This window comes from Streptomyces telluris, assembly GCF_024519335.1.
In the GTDB taxonomy this organism is placed as follows: domain Bacteria; phylum Actinomycetota; class Actinomycetes; order Streptomycetales; family Streptomycetaceae; genus Streptomyces; species Streptomyces telluris.
This window is the reverse complement of the sequence record NZ_JANIID010000059.1, coordinates 1-21,012: the sequence shown is the minus strand read 5'-3', so window position 1 is coordinate 21,012 and position 21,012 is coordinate 1. Positions and strand designations below refer to the sequence as shown.

The 21,012-nt window shown below is 71.9% G+C and carries 21 protein-coding genes; 11 read left to right on the top strand and 10 right to left on the bottom strand.

What is annotated here, in order from left to right; genetic code table 11:
* The gene (locus NQU55_RS34925; protein ID WP_256791789.1) at nucleotides 1-1,059 is read left to right on the top strand and encodes a sulfotransferase family protein; all 1,059 of its coding nucleotides are present in this window, start codon (nucleotides 1-3) and stop codon (nucleotides 1,057-1,059) included.
* A gap of 99 nt (nucleotides 1,060-1,158) precedes the next feature.
* On the top strand, nucleotides 1,159-2,049 hold the full coding sequence (locus tag NQU55_RS34920) for a TIGR03619 family F420-dependent LLM class oxidoreductase (RefSeq protein ID WP_256791788.1): 891 nt from the start codon (nucleotides 1,159-1,161) through the stop codon (nucleotides 2,047-2,049).
* A gap of 10 nt (nucleotides 2,050-2,059) precedes the next feature.
* On the opposite strand, the gene NQU55_RS34915 is transcribed toward NQU55_RS34920, so the two are convergent.
* Complete coding sequence (locus tag NQU55_RS34915; RefSeq protein WP_256791787.1) at nucleotides 2,060-3,190, bottom strand: hypothetical protein; 1,131 nt, start codon at nucleotides 3,188-3,190, stop codon at nucleotides 2,060-2,062.
* 228 nt (nucleotides 3,191-3,418) lie between these two features.
* Here NQU55_RS34915 and NQU55_RS34910 point away from each other — a divergent pair, with 228 nt between their 5' ends.
* Both NQU55_RS34910 and NQU55_RS34905 read left to right on the top strand, forming a co-directional pair.
* Nucleotides 3,419-4,057, top strand: a complete 639-nt coding sequence (locus NQU55_RS34910; RefSeq protein ID WP_256791786.1) for a hypothetical protein — start codon at nucleotides 3,419-3,421, stop codon at nucleotides 4,055-4,057.
* Nucleotides 4,058-4,264: 207 nt separating this feature from the next.
* Entirely contained in the window at nucleotides 4,265-5,866 is a 1,602-nt protein-coding gene (locus NQU55_RS34905; protein WP_256791793.1) for an ADP-ribosylating toxin, read from the top strand.
* 335 nt (nucleotides 5,867-6,201) lie between these two features.
* Here the strand turns inward: NQU55_RS34905 and NQU55_RS34900 are convergent, their stop codons facing one another.
* From NQU55_RS34900 to NQU55_RS34890, 3 genes are all read right to left on the bottom strand, one after another.
* Nucleotides 6,202-6,336: a hypothetical protein gene (locus NQU55_RS34900; protein WP_256791784.1), complete on the bottom strand. Its 135-nt coding sequence runs from the start codon at nucleotides 6,334-6,336 to the stop codon at nucleotides 6,202-6,204.
* Between the two features lie 266 nt (nucleotides 6,337-6,602).
* Entirely contained in the window at nucleotides 6,603-7,541 is a 939-nt protein-coding gene (locus NQU55_RS34895; protein ID WP_168095843.1) for a carbohydrate kinase family protein, read from the bottom strand.
* Nucleotides 7,538-8,437 (bottom strand): pseudouridine-5'-phosphate glycosidase, encoded by a 900-nt coding sequence (locus NQU55_RS34890; protein WP_240976905.1) that lies wholly within the window; start codon nucleotides 8,435-8,437, stop codon nucleotides 7,538-7,540. The genes NQU55_RS34895 and NQU55_RS34890 overlap by 4 nt, the downstream gene beginning before the upstream one ends.
* Before the next feature lie 625 nt (nucleotides 8,438-9,062).
* On the opposite strand from NQU55_RS34890, the gene NQU55_RS34885 reads away from it, so the two are divergent.
* From NQU55_RS34885 to NQU55_RS34870, 4 genes are all read left to right on the top strand, one after another.
* Nucleotides 9,063-9,950 carry a TolB family protein gene (locus NQU55_RS34885; RefSeq protein ID WP_168095841.1) on the top strand — a complete coding sequence of 296 codons (888 nt, stop codon included), beginning with the start codon at nucleotides 9,063-9,065 and terminating at the stop codon, nucleotides 9,948-9,950.
* Nucleotides 9,951-10,196: 246 nt separating this feature from the next.
* A complete protein-coding gene (locus NQU55_RS34880; protein WP_168095840.1) occupies nucleotides 10,197-10,739 on the top strand; it encodes an RICIN domain-containing protein in 543 nt (180 codons plus the stop codon).
* A gap of 243 nt (nucleotides 10,740-10,982) precedes the next feature.
* Complete coding sequence (locus NQU55_RS34875) at nucleotides 10,983-11,660, top strand: lipoprotein (protein ID WP_256791783.1); 678 nt, start codon at nucleotides 10,983-10,985, stop codon at nucleotides 11,658-11,660.
* 116 nt (nucleotides 11,661-11,776) lie between these two features.
* Complete coding sequence (locus NQU55_RS34870) at nucleotides 11,777-12,259, top strand: hypothetical protein (protein ID WP_168096120.1); 483 nt, start codon at nucleotides 11,777-11,779, stop codon at nucleotides 12,257-12,259.
* Between the two features lie 25 nt (nucleotides 12,260-12,284).
* Here NQU55_RS34870 and NQU55_RS34865 read toward each other — a convergent pair whose 3' ends face one another.
* The 5 genes from NQU55_RS34865 to NQU55_RS34845 all read right to left on the bottom strand — a co-directional run bounded on the left by NQU55_RS34865 (nucleotide 12,285) and on the right by NQU55_RS34845 (nucleotide 16,853).
* Nucleotides 12,285-12,917: an AAA family ATPase gene (locus NQU55_RS34865; protein WP_168096121.1), complete on the bottom strand. Its 633-nt coding sequence runs from the start codon at nucleotides 12,915-12,917 to the stop codon at nucleotides 12,285-12,287.
* 119 nt (nucleotides 12,918-13,036) lie between these two features.
* Nucleotides 13,037-15,478, bottom strand: a complete 2,442-nt coding sequence (locus NQU55_RS34860; RefSeq protein ID WP_168096122.1) for an ATP-binding cassette domain-containing protein — start codon at nucleotides 15,476-15,478, stop codon at nucleotides 13,037-13,039.
* A 93-nt stretch (nucleotides 15,479-15,571) separates the two neighbouring features.
* Nucleotides 15,572-15,988 (bottom strand): VOC family protein, encoded by a 417-nt coding sequence (locus NQU55_RS34855; protein WP_256791782.1) that lies wholly within the window; start codon nucleotides 15,986-15,988, stop codon nucleotides 15,572-15,574.
* Nucleotides 15,989-15,998: 10 nt separating this feature from the next.
* The gene (locus NQU55_RS34850) at nucleotides 15,999-16,418 is read right to left on the bottom strand and encodes a helix-turn-helix transcriptional regulator (RefSeq protein ID WP_168096679.1); all 420 of its coding nucleotides are present in this window, start codon (nucleotides 16,416-16,418) and stop codon (nucleotides 15,999-16,001) included.
* Nucleotides 16,419-16,496: 78 nt separating this feature from the next.
* The gene (locus tag NQU55_RS34845) at nucleotides 16,497-16,853 is read right to left on the bottom strand and encodes a cupin domain-containing protein (protein ID WP_206330195.1); all 357 of its coding nucleotides are present in this window, start codon (nucleotides 16,851-16,853) and stop codon (nucleotides 16,497-16,499) included.
* A gap of 70 nt (nucleotides 16,854-16,923) precedes the next feature.
* Here NQU55_RS34845 and NQU55_RS34840 point away from each other — a divergent pair, with 70 nt between their 5' ends.
* Both NQU55_RS34840 and NQU55_RS34835 read left to right on the top strand, forming a co-directional pair.
* Entirely contained in the window at nucleotides 16,924-17,889 is a 966-nt protein-coding gene (locus NQU55_RS34840) for a helix-turn-helix domain-containing protein (RefSeq protein WP_168096677.1), read from the top strand.
* A 220-nt stretch (nucleotides 17,890-18,109) separates the two neighbouring features.
* Entirely contained in the window at nucleotides 18,110-19,276 is a 1,167-nt protein-coding gene (locus NQU55_RS34835; protein WP_256791781.1) for a GDSL-type esterase/lipase family protein, read from the top strand.
* 52 nt (nucleotides 19,277-19,328) lie between these two features.
* Here NQU55_RS34835 and NQU55_RS34830 read toward each other — a convergent pair whose 3' ends face one another.
* Complete coding sequence (locus tag NQU55_RS34830) at nucleotides 19,329-20,573, bottom strand: GDSL-type esterase/lipase family protein (RefSeq protein WP_168093606.1); 1,245 nt, start codon at nucleotides 20,571-20,573, stop codon at nucleotides 19,329-19,331.
* Between the two features lie 220 nt (nucleotides 20,574-20,793).
* Here NQU55_RS34830 and NQU55_RS34825 point away from each other — a divergent pair.
* Nucleotides 20,794-21,012 (top strand): hypothetical protein (locus NQU55_RS34825; RefSeq protein WP_256791780.1); only part of this gene is annotated, 219 nt, incomplete at its 3' end.

Here is a 21,012-nt window from a genome sequence, read left to right as displayed (position 1 = left end):
ATGAGACCCCTGACCTTCGTCGTCGGTACGGGCCGCAGCGGATCGACCGCCCTGTCCCGTATCGTCAACGCCCACCCGGACGTCCTCAGCCTCAACGAGTTCATGGCCTCGGTGGGCGACACCGCGTTCCCCAAAGGCAAGGTGACCGGCGAGGAGTTCTGGCAGCCGCTCGCCCGGCCCGTGCCGCGCTACGAGCGGCTGATCCGCAGCGGGCTGCCGCTGCCGGAGTTCCTCTACCCACGCCGCCCCGGACGGTACGCGTCGGAGACCACCGGCATCCCCGCGCTCTCCCTCATGGTGCTGCCCCACCTCACCGACGACCCGGACGCACTCCTCGACGAACTACGCTCGACGGTCGTCCTCTGGCCCGGACGCACCGCTGCCGAGCACCACCTGGCGCTGTTCGGCCTGCTCTGCGCACGGTTCGGGCGCACGGCCGTCGTGGAGCGCTCGGGTTACTCGACGCGCTGGGTGCCGCAACTGCGGGCCGCCTTCCCGCACGCGCGATTCGTGCACATGTTCAGGGACGGGCCCGACTGCGCCCTGTCCATGAGCCGCCACCCCGGATTCCGCACGATCTGCCTGCTGCGCGAGATCAAGGCACGGGCCGGCGTCGAAGACCTCGCCGACCTGACCGACGAGCACGTACGCGCGCTGCCGCCGGACCTGGCGCCGCTGCTCGGCGACCGCTTCGATCCGGCGCTCGTACGGGACCGGGACCTGCCCCTGCGGACGTTCGGCACTCTGTGGTCGGACCTCATCGTCCAGGGCGGGGAGTTCCTCGGCCCCGTGCCCGCGGACCGGCGCACCACCCTCGCCTACGAGGACCTCCTCGACGCCCCGCGAGAGGAACTGACCCGCCTCGCCGAGTTCGCCGGCGTCGAACCGCTCCCGCAATGGCTGGACGCCGGCTGCGCACTCCTCGACCACAGCCGGCGCGGCTCCGCCCGGAGGCTGACGGCAGCCGAACTCGGCGAACTGAGTGAGAGCTGCGCCCCGGGCACCCGGGCCCTGGAAGGCATCCGGGCCCTGGACGCTGACCGCGCAGCAGGCGGGTGACGCACCACGGGTGACGCACCACGGGGGACCGGCGACAGGTGGCGGGTGTCACAGGCGCGGTTACCGGCTCCCGCCCGCCCCTCCCGCCACGATGGCTTCATGGAGATAGGTATTGCCTTACCCCAGTACGGCAGTCATGCCCGGGCCGAGTCGATCGCGGGCTTCGCCCGGGACGCCGAGGCCGCCGGATTCGACTCGCTGTGGGTCGGCGACCGTGCGCTGACCCCCGTGGATCCCAGTGACATCTATCCGGGACACACGCCCGAGAACCCCTACCCGGAGCAGTACAAGACCTTCCTGGACCCCCTCACCGTGCTGACCGTCGCCGCCACGGCCACCAGCCGCGTGCGGCTCGGCACCAGCACCCTGACCGCGCCGTGGCACCCGCCCCTGCTGCTCGCCCGGACGCTCACCTCGCTCGACCACGTCAGCGGGGGACGGCTGGACGTCGGGCTCGGCGTCGGCTGGTTGCGCGACGAGTACACCGCCGTCAACGCGGACTTCGGCCGGCGGGGCGCCCGCCTGGACGAGATCCTCGACGTCCTCTACGGCATCTGGAGCGAGAAGGAGTTCGCCCACGACGGCCCCCACTGGACCATTCCCCGCGCCCACGTCGGCCTCCGCCCCGTCCAGCAGCCCCGCCCGCCCGTCTATTTGGGCGGCTTCTCGCCGGCCGCGATGCGCCGCATCGGCCGCCGCGCCGACGGCTGGGCCGGCGTCGCCCTGGCGCCCGGCGCCCACGCCGGGCTGTGGAGCGTGGCCCGCCGGGCGGCGGAGGAGGCCGGCCGGGACCCGGACGCCCTGCGGCAGCACATCCGTCACAACCCGCGCCCGGGCGACTCGTCCGAGGACATCGCCGCGGTTCTCGCCGGAGTACGGGAATCCGGTGCCGACAGCTGCTTCGTCGACCTGCAGCAGTCCGTCTCCGGGCCGCAGGAGGCGCTGGACCTCGGGGCCAAGGTGCTGGAACGGGTCCGCGCGGGCGGCTGAGCCCCGGCGGTCAGGTGGCCGGGGCCCCGGCGTCCGCCGACTCGAACGCCCTCAGGCCGCTCGCCAGCTCCAGGAGGGTGTCCTCGGCCAGATCGCGCAGGAAGGCCGGGCACACCCATCCGTCCAGAGGCTCGTCCTCCTGGTCCGCCTCGTCCTCCTCGTTCCATCCGTAGTACTCGGCGATCTCGGCCCGGCCGCCGGGGCTGCGCAGGAAGTAACCGACCTGGCTCGCGTAGTCCGGATCGCCGGTGTCGGGGTGCTCGCCGGGGGCGTGGGTGCACGGACGGTCTTCCAGCAGCGGAAGGGCCTTCTCGATCCCCTTGACCATCGCGTCCAGTACCGAGCGGTCCGTGATCCTCTCCGACGTCGCGTACCAGCAGGTCGCGTTCATGGTCACGAGGTAGCCGGCCAGCACTCCGCGGGTGGGCCGGGAGGGAAGGGAAGCGGCCTCGTCCTTGAGGTCCTCGTGCGGATCGCCGTAGGGGTAGTCGTTCACGATCCCCGAGAGGGTGCTGATGCGGCTGTGGTGGTACTTCGGTGCTCCCACGGGGATGCGGCGGACGGTCAACGGGGCGATCACGTCCGCGGCGAGCCGTGCCCACCCGGCGACGTTGCCGGGGCACAGCACCCGCTCGGGGTCGACGACGACGGCGACGTCGGAGTCCGATCCGGATCCTGAGTCCGATCCGGATCCTGAGTCGGAGTCGGATCCTGAGTCGGAGTCGGATCCTGAGTCGGAGTCGGCGTCCGTACCGGCGTCCGGCGCCGCGAGCCGGCCGGTCGGCACTCCGGTCAGCAGTCCGGTGTCACCGTTCCAGACCTCGTCCTCCAGCGAGTCCATCTCGGCCTCGTACGGGTGGACGTCGTGCGAGCAGGTCCGGCTGCCCAGTGCTTCGACCGCGGCCCGGAGGGCGTCGAGGGCGGCGCGCTCGGCCTCCTCCTCGGGGCGCCAGGCGAGGTAACCCGACATCGCCACCAGCCCGGACACCCAGATCCGGGCCTCCTCTCCGCCCGGGTCGGCGGCGAGCCGGCGGGCGCAGTCCAGGACGAGGGGGACCGCTTCGTCCGCGGGAGACGTGGGGTGGATGTGCTCCCAGGCGGCGGCGAGCCGGGCCACGCCCGGGTCGGTTGTAATGATCATGATGCGTAGGACGGGGTCCATGTCCGGTGCGGTTCCGGCCTGCCCGGGTCCGTGAGCGCGTCTATGGTCGCCCGGACCGCCGCTGTCGAATGAGTATGCGACTGAGTACGTGTGCTCAGGCCCGGGCGTCCCGGATCCCCGATGATGGGATCATGACGACGACGCCTCACCTCGCCTTTCCGCCCGCGCCCCCGGCGCCCGCTCCGGCCGGGCCACCGCCGGAAGCTGGTGGCCGGTGCCGTGGCGGCGCTGGTCCTGCTGCTGGTCGCCGGGATCGCCGGCGGATGGTGGCTGACGCGTGAGGAGGACTCCTCGCCCTTCGCCGGCCGGCCGCGGGTGACGGACGGCGCGGCCGGGCTCTCCTACGCGATCCCCGAAGGGTGGGAACACGCGGAGGGGAAGAAGCTGATCGGCGCCTTCACCTCGTCCGTCACCAAGGAACATGCCGGTACTGGTACTGGTACCGATACCGGGAGCGGCTCGGGCGCGAGCGGTGAGGGCGGCAGCACCGTTCTCGCCGGCCGTGCGGCGGCCATGCCGCAGGCCGCACTCCAGCAGCAGGCGGAGCGGGCCGCCCGGTCGAACGCCGTGTTCTTCTACCCCGAGGGGAGTTCCGAAGTCGCGGAGTCCCGGCCGACGACGGTCGGCGGCCGCCCCGCGCACACGGTGGCGCTGAGGGTGAGCGAGGGCAAGCGCGGCAGCGCGGCCCCGGAGAGCGCCGGTGGCACTGGCACGGGTCATCTCCGCCTGACGCTCATCGCGGTGGACGACAGCCGCTCGGCCTTCCTCCTGGGCATCGCCCAGCCGGGCGGGCCGCTGGAAACGCGCGAGGTGGACCAGGTGATGGAGAGCGCCTCCCTGACCTGAGCCGGCGAAAAGCGGATCAACCCCCTCCGGTTGGCGGGGGTCAGTCGGTCGCCCGGCGGGGGCCGGAAGGCCGACTGCCCTACTTGGGGCCAATATTCCCAGCTGTCCTCCTACGGCAGGATCATCGTCAACTTCCGCATCACCCCTCATGTCCCCCCCTTGAAACAGAGGAGCAGTATGCGTGTTGCGATGAGACGAACCGAGCCGATGAACCAGGCGAACCGGACGGGGCAGGTGAAGCCCGCGAGACAGCGGCCGGCCTTCCAGCGCGCCTTCGCCACCACGGCGTTCGCCGGGATGATGGCGGCCGCCTCCGCGGAGCTCGCCCACGCCGCCCCCGTCCCCGCGCCCGGCGGCGACCGGATATCCCAGGCGAAGCAGACCGGGCTGGAAGGCTTCCACGGCTACAAACCCGGCCACCTCGACTCGATCCTCGAAGGGCTGCGCCCCGTGGGCACCGCCGGGAACCACGTCCCCGACTGGAAGGGGCTCTACCTCGCCGAGACCACCGGGCACGCCGCCGGATACAGCACCAATGAGGAGGGTACGGCGGCCGGCGGAGTGGTGCGGGTGACGCTGCCGGACGAGGTGAACGTGGCCACGGTCCACCTCGCGCACCAGGCGGACGAGACCGACGACGCATTCCTGAAGCGCCAGCTGGACTTCGTCAAGAACGAGTTCGGCGTCCCCGACGGCAAGCCGCTGATGGACGCCCTCGGCGAGAAGAACACCGTCCTGAAGATCGCCGACGACGGAACCGGCCGGAGCGAGCTCATCGTCCCGTGGAAGATGGCGGAGCGCGGGAAGGCCGAGAAGGCCGTCGAATTCAGGGGGAAGAATTCCGCCCTGGACGCCGCGATCTACGCGGCGGCCCCGGCCAACTGCCTCGCCCCCACCGGGCGTGCCAAACGGTCGGCGGACCGCTGCCTGCCCGTGGACTGGGACAAGGTCGAGGAGAAGGCCAAGGCCACGGCGAAGAAGGTCGCCCAGGACGCCGAGCACGTGGAGCGGCTGCCGAAGCGCAACCCGAAGGGCCCGACCTGGGGCGAGGCGCACTCCACCGCGGAGCTCACCCACGCCAAGGTCCGCGCGGTCAGCGGCGCCCACGTGGCCGCCACCGCGGCCGGCGTCGGCACCTGGGTCTACGGCATGGCGAAGACCTTCTCCGACAAGGACGCCACCACCCTCGACAAGGTCGCCGTCACCGGCGCCGTCGTCCCGGGCCTCGGGCAAGCCCTCGGCATCGCGGACGGGATCCAGCACGGCGACCCCGAGGCCGTCGCCGTCAACGCCGTGGCCCTCGCCGCCCTCGCGGCCGCCCAGGTCGTACCCGTCGTCGGCGAGGTCGTCGACGCCGCCCTCCTCACCGAGCAGCTCGTCGAGGTGCTCGTCGATGTCTTCCGCACCGCGACGGCCGACCCGCCCCCGGCGCCGCGCCTCGACGCGGGCGCCCTGCCGATCCTGCCCGTGCCGCGCGCCGACCTGCCCTGCAGCGTGTGGTGGACGTACATGGACGTCCTGTGGGAGACGGCCGGGAAGGTCCCGCCGGACGAGAGGGTTCCCGCGAAGACGCAGGTCGTGGTCAGGGAGCGCGGCGGGAGCGAGTACACCTACCCCGTGGCCGACGGGAAGTCGCCGGGCTGGCTGGTTCCCCACGGGCTCGGCTCCAGCCGGACCTTCGACGTCTTCTACCGGCTGAAGACGGACCAGGGCCGGGTCCTGGAGTCGAAGCAGCGCGCCGTCGTCCAGGCGAAGGCCGAGGTGGCCCAGTGCAACACCCTCGTCTGGAACGAGGACTGGCAGCGCTGATGCGCACGCGGGCACGGCGCGCCGTGCCTCACCCGCCCGGGGGCCGCCGGTTCGCCGCACGTGCGGGCCGGTGCCCGCCGGTGTGCCGCCCGGTGTCCTCCAGGTGGCTGGCTCCGGCGTCGCGGTCCCGGGCGGCGCCCCGTCCCGTGCGTTAGTGTGTGGGCTCGTCGGGCAGCCGACGCAGGGCGACGGGCGCGGGCACGCGCACGCCGTCTCGCCTTCCGTGCCGGAATCACGCGGTGCGGACGTGCGAAAGGCCCGCCGCGGGGCTGGACCCGCGACGGGCAAGCCGAAGAGTTGGCTCCACGGGGCGTACTGGTGATACGCCCCGCGGGTCAGCCCCTGCCGGTCATCGCCAGGGCCAGAGCGGTGAGGGCCGTCAGCAGCTCCACCCAAGGCGTCACTGCTCGGGCCGCGCTGCGGACCAGGTTCCAGTCGACCGGCGCTTTCGGCCTTCTGTGCTGCACCATGAGTGCGCCTCTCCTCGGACCAGGAGACCCGCCGGCCGGCGAGACCCTATGAGGGCCCTCGGGTGTGGCAGCGCAACCGGCCCCTCCCGAGACCCCTGGGTGAGGCCCCGACGGGACGGGCTGACCCGAGGTCAGCGCTGGTGCTGCACAATGTAACTTTATGGGCGTAACACCTTAATGCGTGGTATTTGGCTGATGAACGTCGGCGAGTCCCTTTCTCCGCAAGGGCCGCCGACGTGGTCGCTGAGGTGACCGCCGGCTCCGGCTCACCCGCTGCTCACGGGATGGTCGACGGGACCCTCCGGGAGACGGGGGCGAGCGCCGATGAGGGTGACCGCTTCGGCGCCGGCCCGGCAGCCCCGGCGTGCGGCCTCGGCCGGATCACGGCCCGCCAGGCAGGCGGCGAGGAAAGCTCCGGTGAAGGCGTCGCCCGCACCCGTGGTGTCCACGGCGGCGGCGGGCTCGGCCGGCACGCGGGCGACGACAGCGCCGGAGGCGGCGACCAGCGCGCCCCGGGACCCCTGCGTGGCGACCACGAGGGGGAAGTGCCGGCTCAGCTTGGCCGCCGCGTCGGCAGGATCCGGCAGACCGGTCAGGAGCGCGGCTTCGTCGTGGTTGGGAAGGAAGATGTCCGCCCCCGCGACGGCCGCGAGGAAGCGGTCCACGCCGAAGCGGGCGATGAAACCGGCGGAGGCCGGGTCGACGCTCACCGGCACGGAGCGGGCGCGGGCCGCCTCCATCGCCAGCCGGGCGGCCGTACGGCTCGGGTCGGCGAAGAAGAGATAGCCGGAGACGTGCAGATGGCCGACGCCGGCCAGGAGACCGTCACTCCAGTCGGCGGCCGAAAGGCGCAGCACCGCTCCGCTGTCGGTGAGGAACGTCCGCTCGCCGTCCGGGCCGACCAGGGAGATGACCGTGCCGGTGGGCATCTCGGGGTCGACCACCAGGTGCGGGCGGACACCGGCTGCGCGGAGCGCGCGCTCGTGCCCCTCCGCCGCATCCGCGCCCACGCGGGCCAGGACGCGTACGTCGCGGGCGCCCGAGCGGGCGGCCCAGCAGGCCACGTTGGCGCCCGCGCCGCCCGGGAGCGTGGCGATGCGGGCCGCGGTGTCCGTCGCGGGAGCCAGCGGCGTACGGTGCCGGGCGACGATGTCGGTCACCACGTCACCCACGACGAGCAGCGCCGCGCTGCCGGCGCCGCTCATGCGGCGTACGCCGTCGCGATCTCGGCCGCCAGGCGCACATTGCCGCGCACCGCGGCCACGTTGGCTTCCAAGGACGCGCCGTCGGTGTGCCGGACGAGGTGGTCGAGGAGGAACGGGGTGACCGCCTGTCCGGTGACCCCCTCACGCGCGCACGCCGCCAGTGCCTGCGCCAGCACCCGGTCGTGCAGGGCCGGGTCGAGCTGCTCCGCCGCGGGGACCGGATTCGCGACGATCAGCGCCGAGGGCGGGCCGCCGAGCGCGTCCTGAGCGCGCAGCACACCGGCCACCTCCGCCGCGGAACCGGCCGTCCAGTCGACCGGCTCTCCGGAACTGCTGAGGTAGAAGCCCGGGAACTCCGTCGTCCGGAAGCCCAGCACGCCGACGCCCAGCGTCTCCAGGCGCTGCAGGGTCGCCGGCACGTCCAGGACCGACTTCACCCCTGCGCAGACGACCGCGATCCGTACCCTCGCCAGCAGGCGCAAGTCCGCCGACTCGTCCTGGGTCTGCGCCCACTCGCGATGGACGCCGCCGAGGCCGCCCGTCGCGAAGACGCGGATCCCGGCCCGGGCCGCGAGGAAGGCGGTCCCGGACACCGTCGTCGCCCCGCTCGCCCCCGCCGCGACCGCCGGGGCCAGATCGCGGTGCCCCAGCTTGCGGAGCCCGCTCTCGCCCGCCACGCGCGCCAATTGCTCCTTGTCCAGCCCGACATGGGGCCGCCCGTCCAGCACCGCCACCGTCGCGGGGACGGCTCCTCCGGCCCGTACGAGCTCCTCCAGCTCCTCCGCCACCTGGAGGTTCCGTGGCCTGGGCAGGCCGTGCGCGATGATCGTCGATTCGAGGGCGACCACCGGCCGGCCCCGGTCCAGCGCCTCGCGCACCTCGTCCGAGACGGCCAACGGGTGCCGGCCCGAAGCCTTGGACGCAGATGCCCTGGATGCGACTGACACATCTGGCGCGTCTGGCATATCTGATGTATCTGACATGTCAGATGCATCTGCAGTCGTCGGCACCTCTGACCCCTTTGACATCGCAGGCCCCTCCTGTCGCGCCGAGCACGGCGCTGCTCACCGGATCCTCGATGCACAGAGCTGTTCCCCGGGACGTGCGACCGGAAGCCTCCGCCCCGTTGACCGCGCCCGGTCGACGGGCTTGGCTTCCCCTGACCTTTCGCATCCCATGCGAACCGAGCGAACCGGGCGAACCGAATCCCACCGCCCGGTCCGAGAGGGGAAACCATGCGCTGTCTCGCACGAGCCGCCATTCTGGTCACCGCGTTGGGTGCCTGTGCCGCAGCCACCGTGCCGCCGGCCTCCGGTGCCGAGCACCAGCGGCCGCGTACGGAACGGGTGAGCGTGACCGCCGGCGGCGCCCAGGCCAACGGCGAGTCGTACACCGCCGGCATCAGCGCCGACGGCCGCTACGCCACCTTCAGATCCAGAGCCACCGACCTGGCGCCGGGCACCCGCGAGGGCGTACCTGTTCATCAAGGACTTACGCACCGGCACGGTCGAGCAGGCCAACGTGGCGAGCGACGGCACGCCCGCCGACGACTCCTCCTTCGACATCGCGCTGAGCGCCGACGGGCGGTACGCCGCCTTCGAGTCGAGGGCCGACAACCTGTCCCCGGACAAGCGCCCCGGCGACACCGATCTCTTCGTCCGCGACCGCAGGACGGGGCGGACCGAACTCCTTCTGGAGAACAAGCAGCAGCAGGCGGGCACGTCGTACGAACCGGCCATGAGCGCCGACGGGCGCTTCGTCGCCTTCGCCTCCAGCCGGACCGACCTCGTCCCCGGGCCGAGCACGGATCCGATGGCCGTCTACGTACGGGACCGCTGGAAGGGCACCACGCAGCGGGTGAGCGTCCGGTCGGACGGGAGCCAGGCGGGTACCCGCTCGGCGGCACCGGTCATCAGCGCCGACGGCAGCAAGGTCGGGTTCCTGTCGCTCGGCGGTCTGGGCGAGGGAGAGGGCGGGAGCGGGGCGGACGGTGCCGGTCAGGGGCTGGCCAGGCCGCGGCTGGACAGCTTCTACGCCCGCGACCTGCGCACCGGCGTCACCCGCCGTTTGAGCGTCGCCCACGACGGCGCCGAGGCCCTGGGCGACTCCCGCGGGCCGGTCATGAGCGGCGACAACCGGAAGGTGTTCTTCAGCTCCACCGCCCCCAACCTGATCCCCGGCGGCAGCGGCGGCACCGACGGCCGCCAGGCCGTCTACGCCCGGGACCTGCACACCGGCGCCGTCGAGCGGCTCGACGTCGCGGACAACGGAACCCCCGCCGACGGCGACTCCGACGGGGTCGCCGTCGACCTGACCGGCCGTACCGCGGTCTTCACCAGCGCCGCCGACAACCTCGTCCCCGACGACACCGACAAGGCCGTCGACGTGTTCCTGCGCCGCCTCGCGTGAGCCGCGACGGGGGCCGGAACGCATACGGCCCGGGCAGTGTCTTCCCGCCAACTTGCAGGCGCCCCATCCGGCGTCTGCCGTTTCCCGGCGAACGGCTATAGCGTGCGGCCTTGCCCGGCCCCGCCCGCCCGGACCGGATCCGGCCCCGGCGCGGGCTCCGGACCCTGCGCGGGCATCGGGCCGAGGGCAGGCACGGCATGTACGACTCATGATCCAGGCACTTCTCTCGTACGAGGAAGGGGACACATGAAGTCGCGCTATCGCCTCCTGGGAGTCGCGGCGGCCGCCGCGGCCACGCTGCTCACCTCCGGCGTCACCGGAGCCTCCGCCGCCGGACCGGACACCGGGCCCGGCACGGACGGCACCCTCTCCTACGGCTGGATCCGCAACGGCAACAGCGCCCACTGCCTGGCCGTACCCGGCGGCAGCACCGAGAACGGCATCGGGCTCATCCAGTGGGGCTGCGGCAGCTGGCGGGACCACTACTGGCAGTTCGAGTACGCGTTCAACAACGGAGGCCGCAACTACTACCGCATAAGAAATCTCAACAGCCAGCAGTGCCTGGCCGTGCCGGGCGCCAGCACCACGCCGGGCACCCAGGTGATCCAGTGGCCGTGCGGCACCTGGGCGGACCACTACTGGGGCATCGACGCCACCGGCAGCGGCACGCGCCTGGTGAACTGGAACAGCGGCCAGTGCCTCGCCATCCCCGGCGCCAGCCGCACACAGGGCGAGAAGGCCATTCAGTGGCCGTGCGGCACCTGGCCGGACCACTACTGGAACATCTAGCGGCCCGGCCCGGCCCGGCCCGGCCCCGTACCCGGCCCCGTACCCGGGCTGTACCCGGGTGGTCATCGGGGTCGTCATCGGGTACGCACCCGCGCTCATGCTCAATGCCGTGCCCGGCGGGGTCGCTCCCGCCGGGCACGGCCCGTTTCTCCGCCGGCAGGGATTGCCGGAATAACGGTTGGGAACCTTCCGGCTTTGAGGCTAGATTTGCGCGGTTGATTCATTCCATGAGGAAAAGGCTCTATGCGCAAGCTCACGCGGGGTGCGGTATCCGCCGCACTCACGATCGGCGTCCTGTCCGGCTGCTCGTCGGCCGCCGAGAAGGGTGGCGACACCACCCGGGAGTCCACGGCCCCGGCCGAAACGGCGGCCAAGGCCGAGAAGGCCGCGAAGGCCGAGAAGAACACCGGCAAGCCGGACGCGAAGAAGGTCACCCTGATCGGCCCCGCCGGCTCGGCCTGCGAACTCCCGGTGTCCTTCGAGCTGGCCAAGGCATGGAAGCCCTCGGGCCTCTCCGTCGAGGACGGAAAGCTCCTGGCCAAGATCTCCGGCCACGCGGCGTTCAGGGGTGCCTGCGAACTCGATGCCAAGCCCGCGGGCAATATCGGTTTCATGCGAGTTTGGACCACGGACCGGACCGACTCCTCGGCTCGTCAGACGCTGGAGGCGTACATGGGCGAGGAGAAGAACGTCTCCGAGCAGAAGTTCAGCGACCTCAAGGCCGGTGACCTCCCCGCCTCGGAAGTGGTCTACACGCAGAAGAGCGCCCTCACGGACGAGCCGAGGCAGCAGCGGGCCCTCGCGGTGAAGACCCCGAAGGGCGTGACCATCGTGCACCTGGGCGGGCTCGACACCGAGGAGCACAAGGAGATGCTCCCGGCCTACGAACTGGCCAAGAAGAGCATGGCCCCCACCACCTGAGGCCGGCTTGACCGCGGTGACCCGGAACCCTTTGAAGGGGCTCCGGGTCGCCGCTGAACGGCCACAGCAGTGAAATGCGTTCGACCAGGACGGCACCGTGAAGGGATCATGAGCCAATGCCGACGACCTCATCACCAGCCCAGGACCTGCAGGATCTCGCCGCCTTCTGGAGCCTCGGCGAGGTCCGCGCGCCCGAGGTCGTCGACGCGGCCTGTGACGCCCTCCTGGCCGGACTCGACAGTCCCGCATTGCGGAGCCTGGCCGCCTGCACCCGCGCCGAGGCGGACTACGACGCCCCCGAGCTCCTGCCCACGGCACTGGGCGAGCTCGGCCTCACCTTCTACCCCCGCGGCAGCGACGCCGGCCGGGAAGCCGTCGCCCATTCGCTCGTCCGCCGGATGCTGGCGGGAGAGATGACACCGCAGGAGCTCGCTTCCCGGATCCACCGGCAGTTCGGTCACGACCTGCCCTTGGCGGAAAGGCTCGCCGCGTTCCACGACGAGTACGACATCCTCGAATACGGCGACAAAACGGAGGAAGAAGTCGACGCCGAAGTCCTGGCCGAAGCCCACCGCCTGGCGGAGCGGTCACTGACGTAGCCCGTAGGAGGCGGCTCTACCGAATTCAGTCGAACCGGATGTGCTTGACGCCTGTCCACGCGCGGCGAAAGTGGCCCTGCAAGGCCCGGTCCGTGTTCGGTGTGAGGGACAGTCCGGCCGAGGCGGCGATGTGTTCGGCGGCCTGGGGGACGGTGATCCGGTCGGTCCACACGTGTTCCGCGAACTCGGGCTTGCGCAGGCGTTCCAAGCACAGGTCGAGCTTCGAAACGGCGAAGCTCTCCCTGCGCAGGGGCGCGTCCTTTCCCGCCACGAGTCGCACGACGTGCCCGAAGTTCCGCTCGCGGAGCCGGTTCAGGACCGTTCGCCGGGCGGCGAGAAGGGCGAAGTGCCGGACGTCGTGACCGCGTTCCCGCAGCCGGCCGATGATTTCGCGGAAGTAGTCCGGTTCCACGAGCGTCATGGGGACGATCACGGTGCCGTCGTACTCGCTCGCGGCCAAGTCCAGCATTTCGTACACGCTCTGCCGCCAGGCGGGAAGGTCCTGGAAGTCGCCGCGCAGTGCCGGGGGCAGCATCCGGTGCAGGCCGAAACCGGCGTGCTCGGGGTCGCAGACGATGCTGCCCGGAAGCCGTCGCCGGATCTCGTACGCGGTTTGCGTCTTGCCGCCGCCGAACGGTCCGTTGATCCATAGAAGCATGTGCAGACACTACGCCGACTGCCGGCACCGGCAGGCCGGTAGTCGCATATGTGCAAGGCAGCCGGGAGCGGCCATGGGGGCCGCGTACCCCCATGGCCGGAAGCGGCCCAAGGTGTCGGTCAGGCGCCGACGTAGTCCGCGAGGTGCTCGCCGGTGAGGGTGGAGCGGGCGGCGACGAGGTCGGTGGGGGTGCCCTCGAAGACGATCCGGCCGCCGTCGTGGCCGGCGCCGGGGCCGAGGTCGATGATCCAGTCGGCATGTGCCATGACCGCGGGGTGGTGCTCGACGACGATGACCGACTTGCCGGAGTCGACGAGCCGGTCGAGCAGGCCGAGGAGCTGCTCGACGTCGGCGAGGTGCAGACCGGTGGTCGGCTCGTCGAGGATGTAGACGCCGCCCTTGTCGGCCATGTGGGTCGCGAGCCTGAGGCGCTGCCGTTCGCCGCCGGACAGGGTGGTGAGCGGCTGGCCGAGGGTGAGGTAGCCGAGGCCGACGTCGGCGAGCCGGGCGAGGATCTTGTGCGCGGCCGGGATGCGCGCCTCGCCGTCGGCGAAGAACTCCTCGGCCTCGGCCACCGGCATCGCCAGCACCTCGCTGATGTCGCGGCCGCCGAGGTGGTAGTCGAGGACCGAGGCGTCGAACCGCTTGCCCTGACAGTCCTCGCAGGTGGTGGCGACGCCGGCCATCATCGCCAGGTCGGTGTAGATGACGCCGGCGCCGTTGCACGTGGGGCAGGCGCCCTCGGAGTTGGCGCTGAACAGGGCCGGCTTGACGCCGTTGGCCTTCGCGAACGCCTTGCGGACCGGGTCGAGGAGCCCGGTGTACGTGGCCGGGTTGCTGCGCCGGGAGCCGCGGATCGCGCCCTGGCCGACCGAGACGACGCCCTCGTCGGCGGGGATCGACCCGTGCACGAGCGAGCTCTTGCCGGAGCCGGCGACGCCGGTGACGACGGTCAGCACGCCGAGCGGGATGTCGACGTCCACGTTCCGGAGATTGTGCTCCGTCGCGCCGCGGACCGCAAGCTTCCCGGTGGGCTTGCGCACCGTCTCCTTGAGGCCGGCCCGGTCGTCGAGGTGGCGGCCCGTGACGGTGCCGCCCGCCCGCAGCCCCTCCACCGTGCCCTCGAAGCAGACCGTGCCGCCGCCCGTACCGGCGCCGGGCCCGAGGTCGACGACGTGGTCGGCGATCGCGATCGCCTGCGGCTTGTGCTCCACGACGAGCACCGTGTTGCCCTTGTCCCGCAGCCGCAGCAGCAGGTCGTTCATCCGGCTGATGTCATGGGGGTGCAGGCCCGTGGTGGGCTCGTCGAAGACGTACGTGACGTCGGTGAGCGAGGAACCCAGGTGGCGGATCATCTTGACGCGCTGCGCCTCACCGCCCGACAGCGTGCCCGAGGGCCGGTCCAGCGAGAGGTAGCCCAGGCCGATCTCCGTGAACGAGTCGAGGGTCTGCTGCAGCGCGGTGAGCAGCGGTGCCACCGACGGCTCCTTGAGACGGCGCACCCACTCGGCCAGGTCCCTGATCTCCATCGCGCAGGCGTCGGCGATGCTGATCTTCTTGATCTTCGAGGACCGGGCCCCCTCGCTGAGCCGGGTGCCGTCGCACTCGGGGCAGGTGGCGAACGTCGTCGCCCGCTCCACGAACGCCCGGACGTGCGGCTGCAGCGCGTCGATGTCCTTGGACAGCATCGACTTCTGGATCTTCGGGATCAGCCCCTCGTACGTCAGGTTGATGCCGTCGACCTTGATCTTGGTCGGCTCCTTGTGGAGGAGGTCGTACAGCTCCCGCTCGGTGTACTTGCGGATCGGCTTGTCCGGGTCGAAGAAGCCGCAGCCGGTGAAGATGCGGCCGTACCAGCCGTCCATGCTGTAGCCGGGGACCGTGAGCGCGCCCTCGTTGAGGGACTTGGAGTCGTCGTAGAGCTGGGTCAGGTCGATGTCCGAGACCGTGCCCCGGCCCTCGCAGCGCGGGCACATGCCGCCGGTGCGCTCGTAGGTCGCCTTGACCGCCTTCTTGGCACCGCGCTCGACCGTGATCGCGCCGCTCGCCCGGACCGAGGCGGTGTTGAAGGAGTACGCGCTGGGCGGGCCGATGTGCGGCTTCCCGAGCCGGCTGAAGAGGATGCGCAGCATCGCGTGGGCGTCGGTGACGGTGCCGACGGTGGAGCGGGGATCGGCCCCCAGCCGCTGCTGGTCGACGATGATCGCGGTCGTCAGCCCGTCGAGCACGTCCACCTCGGGCCGCGCCAGCGTGGGCATGAAGCCCTGCACGAAGGCGCTGTAGGTCTCGTTGATCAGCCGTTGCGACTCCGCGGCGATCGTGTCGAACACCAGCGAGCTCTTGCCCGAACCGGAGACGCCCGTGAACACCGTCAGCCGGCGCTTGGGGATCTCGATGCTGACGTCCTTGAGGTTGTTCACGCGCGCGCCGTGCACCCGGATCAGATCGTGGCTGTCGGCGGTGTGCGGCGCAGGCGGCTTCGGGTTCGTCTTCGTCCTCTTGGCCGTGCCTGTCCTGGCCGTGCTCGTCCTGGCCGTGCTCGTCCTCTTGGCCGTGCTCATCGTGTTCGGCATCTCCATCGGTTGCGCAGGGCCGTCTTCGCGGCCGGGCCTCGGTCGTCGGCGGGGGTGGCGCCCGGCTCGCGGGCGCGGGGCTCACTGCCCGCGAGGCTGGGTGAAGCGCAGCATGTTGCCGGAGGGGTCGCGGAAGGCGCAGTCGCGGACGCCGTACGGCTGGTCGACCGGCTCCTGCAGCACCTCGCCGCCCCCGGCGCGGACGCGCTCGAAGGTGGCGTCGCAGTCGTCGGTGTGGAAGATGACGCCGCGCAGCTGGCCCTTGGCCAGCAGTTCCGCCATGGCCTGCTTGTCGGCGGCCGAGGCGTTCGGGTCCGCGAGGGGCGGTTCGAGAACGATGTTCACGTCGGGCTGCGACGGCGCGCCGACGGTCACCCAGCGCATCCCCTCGAACCCGACGTCGTTGCGCACCTCCAGGCCGAGCACGTCCCGGTAGAAGGCGAGCGCCTTGTCGTGGTCGTCGACGGCGATGAAGCACGAGGAAAGCTTGATGTCCATGCGTTTCACGCTACGGGCGGGGGTCGCGTTTCGCTTCTCCATTTCTGACCGGTCGCGTGCGGATCTTGGCGATGCAGGGCGGGATGGCTGCGCCGTCGTCATGGCGGCGGGCCCGGTACGCGCTCGGGCTCTCGCCCACCAGCTCGGTGAACCGTGAGCTGAACGACCCCAGCGACGTACAGCCGACCTCGAAGCAGACCTCCGTCACTGTCAGGTCGCCCCGCCGCAGCAGCGCCTTCGCCCGCTCGATCCGGCGCGTCATCAGGTAGCTGTACGGCGTCTCCCCGAAGGCGGCGCGGAAGCTGCGGGAGAAGTGGCCCGTCGACATCAGGGCGGTGCGCGCCAGCGCCGGCACGTCGAGCGGCTTCGCGTAGTCGCGGTCCATCCGGTCGCGGGCCCGGCGCAGCCGGACGAGGTCCTCCAGGTTCACGCGACCAGGATCCCATCCCGCGAGGCCGGGCGCCGAAGGGCCCGGCCTCCGGCTCCTGGCCCGTGCGGGCGCGGGGAACTAGCCCTCGGGGTAGAAGACGAACAGCGTGCAGCCGGTCGTCGTCTGCGGTACGTGGGAGGAGCCCGCGGGGGCGTGGATGAACGAGCCGGCCGGATAGTCGCGGTCGCCGTCGTTGAAGGTCCCGGAGATCACGTAGACCTCTTCGGGACCCGGCTCGTGGAGATCCACTCCCTCCCAGCACGCGTGGGGATCCAGCTCCACCACGAAGGCCTTCGCGCCCTGGTCGCTGCTCCACAACGGGCGCAGGCGGATGCCGGGGAAGAGCTCGTGAACCGGAGCGTCCTGCAGGGCGGACCACGTATAGGAGGAGGCGGGAGAGGGGGCGGGAGAGGAGGTGCTCTGTTCTGTTGCCATGGGGAAAGCCTGGCGGACCGTGGCCGCCTCGCCGAGTGTCAAGAATGACATGCTGCGGTACTTTCCTGCCATGCACCTGCACCTGCACCGCGTAGTGGCCCTCGTCCACTCCCCGCAGTCGACCTTCCAGCTCGCCTGCGCGGCCGACGTCTTCGGGACCGAGCGCCGAGGACTGCCCACCCGCTACACGTTCGGCGTCTGCGCGGAGACCCCGGGCCCCGTCCCCACGAGCGCCGGGTACGACATGGTCGTGACCGACGGGCTGGACGCGCTCGACCGGGCGGACACCGTGATCGTCCCGGGGTGGCTCCCCACCGACGAGCAGCCCTCGCCCGCAGTGCTCCGTGCCGTGCGCCGCGCTCACGCCCGCGGGGCGCGAGTCGTCAGCATCTGCTCCGGGGCCTTCGTCGTGGCGCACGCGGGCCTGCTGGACGGCCGGCAGGCCACCACGCACTGGGCGCTGGCGCAGGAGTTCGCCGAGCGCTTCCCGGCGGTCGGGTTCGCCGCGGACGTGCTCTACGTGGATCACGGCGACGTGGCCACCAGCGCGGGTTCCGGGGCCGGCATCGACCTGTGCCTGCACCTGGTCCGCACCGACCACGGCGCCCGCTACGCGGCGGACGTCGCACGGAGCATGGTCATGCCGCCCCACCGCGAGGGCGGGCAGCTGCAGTACGCGGCGCCGCCGCACCCCTTGCAGCTGGAGGGCACGCTTGCGCCCCTGCTGGAGTGGGCCACCGGCAGACTCGGCGAACCGCTGGCCCTCGACGACCTCGCCGCGCACGCGGGCGTCTCGGCGCGCACCCTGGCCCGGAGGTTCACGGATCAGCTCGGCACCAGCCCCGGGCAGTGGCTGCTGTCCCAGCGGATCACGGAGGCCCGGGAGCTGCTGGAGTCCTCGGACCTCCCGCTGGACGCCGTCGCCCGCCGCGTCGGCCTCTCCTCGGCCACCAACCTCCGCAGGCGCTTCCTCGGCGCCCTGGGCACGACCCCCGGGGCCTACCGCCGTGCGTTCCGGGCCGCCGGGCAGCAGTAGCACCCACCCTGGGATCCGTCGGATCCGTCGGATCCATCGGATTCGTCGGACCGGTTGGATCCGTTCCGTGTGACAACTCTTGTGCCGGCACCGGACCGAGGGTTTCCTCATTGCCGCAACTCGCCGACCGGGAGGACTCCCCGTGTACGTACGCCGCACCCGTTCCAGACAGGCCCGCCGCCCCGCGCGCACCATACTCGCCGGTGCGATCCTCAGTACCTTGGCGGCACTTGCGAGCACCGCGCCCGCACAGGCCGCGGATCCGGCTCCGGCCCCGGCCGCGGCTGCGGTCTCGGCTCCGGCTTCGACTCCCGCCCCGCCGGACGGCCCGACCGTGGCGGTCGCGCTCGGGGACAGCTTCATCTCCGGTGAGGGCGGCCGCTGGCTCGGCAACACCGACCGCTACGACAAGGGCCGCAACGGCACCGACCGGGCCTGGACCGGGACGGCGTACGACCCCGGGCGCGTCTACGGCGCGACCGCGGCGGTCGGCGGCTGCCACCGCTCGGACGTCGCGGAGATCCTCACCGCGCCCCTGCCCGTGGCCGAACGCATCAACCTCGCCTGCTCCGGCGCCGAGACGCAGCACGTCCTGAGCGCCGCACGGGGCGGCCTGTCCCTCAACGGAGAGGCACCGCAGAGCGACCGGCTCGCACAGATCGCCCGCACCAAGAGGGTCACGCTCGTCACCCTCTCCGTCGGCGGGAACGACCTCGGCTTCGGCACCATCATCGGCGACTGCGCCTACGACTGGGCGTTCAGCCGCCTGTGCTGGAAGAAGCAGGCCGCGGAGGCCGACCGTAAACTGCCCGCCGTCCAGGCGAAGGTGTCCGCGGTCGTGGACGACGTCCGGGCCACGATGACGGCCGCCGGCTACGGCGACGGCGACTACCGGCTCGTCCTGCAGTCGTACCCGTCGCCCCTCCCCGGCGGCGAGGAGTTCCGCCTGCGCGAAGGCGACCCGAACCGCCTGCGCAGGGACGGCTGCCCCTTCAACGACCGGGACGCCTCCTGGGCCCGCTACACCCTCGTCCCCCGGCTGTCCGCCATGATCGGTGACGTCGCCGCGTCCCGGGGCGCGGACTTCCTCGACCTCAAGGACACGATGGCGGGACACGAGGTCTGCGCCCTCGGCACCACCCAGGTGGGAGCCGCCGGCCCCGACGCCCGTCAGCACGAGTGGTTCCGCTTCCTCGACTACGCGAACACCCAGGGGGCGCTGGAGGAGTCCATGCACCCCAACGCCTTCGGGCAGCGGGCGCTGGGTGCCTGCCTGGGCCTCGTGGCGGCGGCCCGGCCCGGCCGGTACGGATGCGTCGCGGACTACCTCGGCGACGGCTCGCCGACCGCCATGCGCATCCGCCCGGCGGACCGGACGGGGCGCTGACGGGCACTGACCGGTCACTGACCGGGCGCGGGACGGGTGTTGAACGGGTTTTTCAGACGTCCGCGGCGGCGAACGGGCCGCCGGAGCCGAAGGCCAGAGCGGCGAAGCGTTCGCCGATGCGACGGTGCGCCGCGGCGTCCGGGTGGAGCTGGTCGGGCAGCGGCAGTTCGGCGAAGTCCGCCTCGCCGTAGAGCTCGCGGCCGTCGAGGTAGTGCAGGTGCGGATCGTCGGCCGCCCGCTGCTCCACCAGGCGGGCCAGTTCGTCCCGGATGACGTTGAGGGTCAGCTTCCCGGCGGCGCGTTCGGCCGGGTCGCCCGCGGCCCGGAACTGCAGCTTCCCCTCGCTGAGCCTGCTGAAGTCCGGGGCGCTGGGACCGGGGGTGTCCTCGTGGACGGGGCACAGGATGGGGGAGACGACCAGGAGCGGCGTGGTGGGATGCCCCTCGCGGACGGTGTCGAGGAAGCCGTGCACCGCCGGGCCGAAGGCGCGCAGGCGCATCAGGTCGGTGTTGACGAGATTGATGCCGATCTTGATGCTGATCAGGTCCGCGGGGGTGTCGCGCAGCGCACGGGCGGTGAACGGGTCGAGCAGCGCGCTGCCGCCCAGTCCCAGGTTGGTGAGTTCCACGCCGCCGAGGGAGGCGGCCAGCGCGGGCCAGGTCGTGCTGGGGCTTGCGGCATCCGAGCCGTGACTGATCGAACTGCCGTGGTGCAGCCACTTCTTGCGGTCCCCCTCGGGCAGGGGCTCGACGGGAGCGTCCGTGCGCAGGGCGACCAGCTGGGTGATCTCGTTGTGCGGCAGCCAGATCTCGACGTCCTTGACGCGGTCGGGCAGGCCGGCGAACCGGACGGTGCCGACCGGGCCGGGACGGGTCTCCGCGGACCCGGTGGTCATGTCCACCATCAGGACGTTGCCGCCGGTCACGCTCGCCCGCTCGGCCAGGCGGCCGTCGACGAGCAGGTCGTAGACGCCGTCGGGGCGGGGTGGGGCGCCCCGGTAGACGTTCTTGGTGCGGAGGGCGTCCAGCTCGATGACACCGGCCCGCGTGCGGAACACCAGCCGCACGCCGGAGGGCTGGGCCTCCACCATGGCCAGCTGGCCGTCGGCGCACTGCGCCCGGGCCCGGGCCGGCAGCCGGTGCGGCAGTACCCCGTGTTCGGTGTACTCCAGGTCCAGGGCGCCGCGCAGGAGGTCCGCGGTGATGGGCGTGGTGACGGGTGGTGTCGTCCACTCCGTCGCCGGGGGTGCGGCGGGGGCGTCGGGCGTGTCGGGGATGTCGTCGAGCCGGTCGTTCATGGGTGCATTCTGCGGGCCGGATGCGTGGAATGCCCAATCATTATCCGTTCACCGGGGTTTCCGGACGCCGGATGCTGGACGCCCCGCCGCGCGCTCGTCGTGATGTGCTCACGCAATTTTCCGCCCATCGGAGGAATCTGATGGGAACGGGAGTTGGAGCCGTCGGAGGGCGTGCAGGCTGTTCCGCGTGACGGGGCGGCGGAGAACACGGTATGCGGTGATGCTGGCCACGGCTGCTGCGCTGGCGATGACGGGCGAGGCGGAGGCCGACGACGGGGGCGCGAGCGTCGCGACGGGCAACACGTCGGTGAACGCCGTGCTGCACCGTCTGCCGAGCCTGCTGCCACCGCATCCGCCGTCGCACGTCGCCGTGAACGCACTGGGCGGCAACGCCCGAGCGGAAGTGACCGACAACGGCCAGGGGTGCCTGGACATCACT